Below are 617 nucleotides of genomic sequence, written 5' to 3' on the forward strand. Positions count from 1 at the left end.
GGTCTGCCAATCTCTTTGATTTTGATGCCAATTGCGATTTTGGTTCTGTACACCATGACCAAGCCAGATTTGAGCCACAAGTTTGAACTTGACCACAAACCTGTTGAGTGGACGAACGGCAAAATGGTCACACTGGCAATCTTCTTACTTACCGTCACTTTGTGGATTTTCAGCAAGCCGATCAACACCATGCTTGGCGGTTTTGCAAAATTCGACACCTTGGTTGCGATTGGTGCCATCTTGCTGCTAGGCGCATCTCGAGCAGTCGAATGGAAGGACATTGAAAAGACAACAGACTGGGGTGTTCTGATCCTGTTCGGCGGCGGTATCTGCTTGAGTAACGTTCTAAAAGCGACAGGCACCAGCGGTTTCCTAGCGCACAGCCTAACTGGCTTCCTTGAGCAAGCAGGTGTATTACTCACTATCCTTTCTGTGGTTGCCTTTGTCGTCTTCTTGACTGAGTTTGCAAGTAACACAGCAAGTGCTGCGCTACTGGTCCCAGTGTTCGCGACCATTGCCGAAGCACTTGGTCTATCACCAGTGATTCTGTCAGCGCTTATCGCGGTAGCCGCATCTTGTGCCTTCATGTTGCCAGTTGCAACGCCACCAAATGCAAT

General features: G+C 49.3%; 1 protein-coding gene. It reads left to right on the forward strand.

Annotated elements, in window-relative coordinates; translation table 11 throughout:
* Positions 1-617: SLC13 family permease (locus tag R7R78_RS27565; RefSeq protein WP_225474788.1), on the forward strand; the 617-nt coding region annotated here is incomplete at both ends.

This window comes from Vibrio sp. 2134-1 (assembly GCF_033339495.1).